3 protein-coding genes are annotated in these 3,164 nt (G+C 39.6%); 1 reads left to right on the forward strand and 2 read right to left on the reverse strand.

Annotated elements, in window-relative coordinates; genetic code table 11:
* Window positions 1-142: 142 nt before the first annotated feature.
* Complete coding sequence (pbp4b, locus tag ACFWE9_RS26430) at window positions 143-1,513, reverse strand: penicillin binding protein PBP4B (RefSeq protein ID WP_377359604.1); 1,371 nt, start codon at window positions 1,511-1,513, stop codon at window positions 143-145.
* A 296-nt stretch (window positions 1,514-1,809) separates the two neighbouring features.
* Window positions 1,810-2,079 carry a hypothetical protein gene (locus ACFWE9_RS26435; RefSeq protein ID WP_377359606.1) on the reverse strand — a complete coding sequence of 90 codons (270 nt, stop codon included), beginning with the start codon at window positions 2,077-2,079 and terminating at the stop codon, window positions 1,810-1,812.
* A 320-nt stretch (window positions 2,080-2,399) separates the two neighbouring features.
* Between ACFWE9_RS26435 and ACFWE9_RS26440 the strand changes: the two genes are divergently transcribed.
* On the forward strand, window positions 2,400-2,930 hold the full coding sequence (locus ACFWE9_RS26440) for an ECF transporter S component (RefSeq protein ID WP_230161808.1): 531 nt from the start codon (window positions 2,400-2,402) through the stop codon (window positions 2,928-2,930).
* The last annotated feature ends 234 nt before the right edge of the window (window positions 2,931-3,164 follow it).

The following is a 3,164-nucleotide window of genomic DNA, read 5'->3' on the forward strand; positions in this document are numbered from 1 at the left end:
TGGACACCCTTGCATTAAGCTAACCATTACTACTGCCTTCATGGTTCGGGACTCACACCCTATAGATTGCACCCATGCCGGGCGCACGAAAAAAGGCCTCCCAACATGAACTAATGGGAGGCCTTCAACTTTTTGGAGATATTCATTCATTCGTTTCCAACGCTTCATAAATCGCAGTCACAACACTTCCATAGCTTCCTGTCTTGAAGAGGTCGCCAAAAAACTGATTGGAGTTGGCTACAGGGTTGACGAGCGGAGAGTGCTTTTTATTTGTTAGTAACACAATCCCTAAATCTATTTCAGGATCAATGATCGTGACCGTTCCCGTCCACCCCATATGACCGTAAGCACTGTCGCTCGCATAAGGACTGAACATCCACTCCATGCTAGCATCACCATTTCGTCTCCAGCCAAGTCCATAGGTTGGATTCATGTCGGAAGGTGCAATGAATGCATCGACCGTTTCTTGATCAAACAACGTATGCTTCCCGTAGCCTCCTCCATTCAGCATCACCTGCAGAAGGACAGCGAGATCTTTAGTATTGGAGAAAAGACCTGCATGACCTGAAACGCCCCCCATCGAATAAAAGGCTTTTTCATCATGAACTTCACCCTGAAGTGTGTATGTTCGAATGTTAGGAAAATCAATCACGCCATCCCGTGTGTTCCCAAGCAATTCAGTCGCCGCGGCATCCTTTGGCTTAAAGCCTTTTTGAAGGGGATTGAACATTGTATTTTTCAATTTGAGCGGCTTGTACAGCTCATTTTCAACATACACATCAAGTTGCTGACCTGTAATTTTCTCAACAATGGCGCCGAGCAGCATATAGTCGACATCACTATATACATTCTGCGTTCCAGGTACATATGTCAGCGGTGTTTTGGAGATGAACTCAATGGTTTTATCCCGTTCCTGTGAGTAAAGTTCTTTTGAAACATTTGGATTATGATATTGCGGATCTGGTTTAAACCCGGCTGTATGATGAAGGACGTCAATAACCCTCAAGGTATCCTTACCTTTGATCACATCCGCTTTCGTATCTTTGAATTCAGGAATATATTGCTGAACTTTTGCCTGGATATCCAGCTTGCCTTCACTGACTAATTTCTGAAGTGCAAAATTAGTCGCATACATCTTCGTGTTTGAAGCAAGGTCAAACAATGTATCGTTTTCCATTTTCTGAAACCTCTTAAGAGGAGTATGTTCATTAAACTTCCGCTTGTACCCGTAGCTTTCATTTTTAACGATTTTTCCGTCCTTTATGACTATCAGGGCAGCACCGGGGAAACCGGCAGCCACTTCCTTTTCAATCAGCCCATCCACCCTTTCAAGCTTTTCCGATGAAAAACCCACCTCCTCCGGTTTTTTTGCTTTTGTTAACACGGGATATAGGCTGGCTGTTTCCTTCACAGCCACTTCCTGTATGGTATTTGCTTTGACATAGGATGCCGAAGGTGCGAGTAATGAAAGTGCCAAAATTGAACCTAGTGTGCAGCTTGTCCATATTTTCATCATGTTCCCCCTTTGAATGCCTATTTTAGAAAACCATGAAAAACGCATTTCCAACCCGTTACTACTTTGACGAAGTTATCATTACTACTCTAAATAGTTATCAATGAAAACAGATTTAGTTGTTTCTATGTATGTGCTGAAACTCTCTTGCCGTTCACTTCCTATTACTTGTAAGTTAAAGCCTGAAGACATAAAAGGGAATGATCACCATCTAAGTCTATCTCTTCATTCAATCCAGATGAAACGATTAATGTGTATGCAAATTCTTGATTATCAAAAAAAACTTTCCGCATACATTAACTTTCATATTGTTGCCATTGGGTTACCGTACTTTTGCTAATGTGAATTTTATTGCCTTCCTTTGATGCACAAGAAAAACAGTTTCTATAATGATAAATTGTAAATTCACCAGGATCTTTGTCTATTAAATCAAACTTAACTGAATATATATTGTTCCTTTTATTCAAAATTAATTGGTAGTTTTCAATTTTGGCATTCCTCTTTGATATGCTTAATTTTCCCCTAAAAGAATCCCAACTTTCTTGACTGTTTACCGTTTTTCTCAAGTCCAGTCTCTTCCTAAAACCAACTAAATATTTCTATTTATTGTCAATTTTCAGTATATAATATCTCAAGCATCATTTCAATTTGATATTTATAACTTTCGAATGATGTTTTTAATAATGACCTTTCCTGACAAAACGATAGTACGCTTTGGGGGCCTTCAACTTAATAGATATTCTTGATGAGCATTCATTTTCTATATTCTATATCCCTTTAACCACTCCCATATGGACTAGAATTCTGTAAATAAATACTATTACATATTTATTTACTACCTATATAGGAGTAGAATATACTTAAAAAAAAAGAAAGAGGCTATCATATGAATTCAGCATACTCACCGACAGAAACATCTAAAACAAAAGCCTTGGTCATCAATGCACTTTTCATCGCATTGACCCTTGTAGCCACGATGTTCATCAACATAAAGCTCCCTATAATGGGTAACGGAGGCCTGATCCATCTGGGTAACGTTCCTCTTTTTATAGCTGCCTTCGTATACGGCAAAAAAACAGGCGCCATTGCAGGTGCCTTCGGAATGGCCCTTTTCGATCTTTTCTCCGGTTGGGCAGCTTGGGCACCGTTTACATTCATCATTGTAGGCACAATGGGCTTTTTAGCCGGCCTCATAGCCGAAAAGGTACCTGGTAAAAGAGTATTAGTATACTCACTGGCAGTTGTCGTTGCACTGATTATAAAAATCGTCGGCTACTATTTTGTCGAAGTTATCCTTTACGGTAACTGGATACAGCCATTCGGCTCCATCCCTGGAAACGTTATGCAAGTCGTATTGGCCGGTATCATTGTAGTACCACTTGTAGGACGCTTAAAGACAAGAGCTCTACAAGTATAGGATGAAGCATGATTTGGTACTATTTCAAAACATCCTTCGAGTTGATGGATTGTAAAAAAGTCCTGCTCCATTTGATCACGGGCTAAAGACAAAAGAAAAGCACCTAATAAAGTAGACACTTTGAAAAAAGAACTACTTTATTGAACTGCACCCCAATTGTTAGACAACATCTAACAATTGGAGGTGCAGTTTTTTTGACTAAATATACGATAGACGAAAAATTACATGCAGTTT

Source organism: Peribacillus sp. NPDC060253 (assembly GCF_042727425.1).
GTDB lineage: Bacteria > Bacillota > Bacilli > Bacillales > DSM-1321 > Peribacillus.

What these genes read in the sequence shown, in the direction of transcription:
- ACFWE9_RS26440 (WP_230161808.1), top strand. Translation starts at nt 2,400, where the DNA reads ATGAATTCAGCATACTCACCGACAGAAACATCTAAAACAAAAGCCTTG.
- pbp4b (WP_377359604.1), bottom strand. Translation starts at nt 1,513, where the DNA reads ATGAAAATATGGACAAGCTGCACACTAGGTTCAATTTTGGCACTTTCA.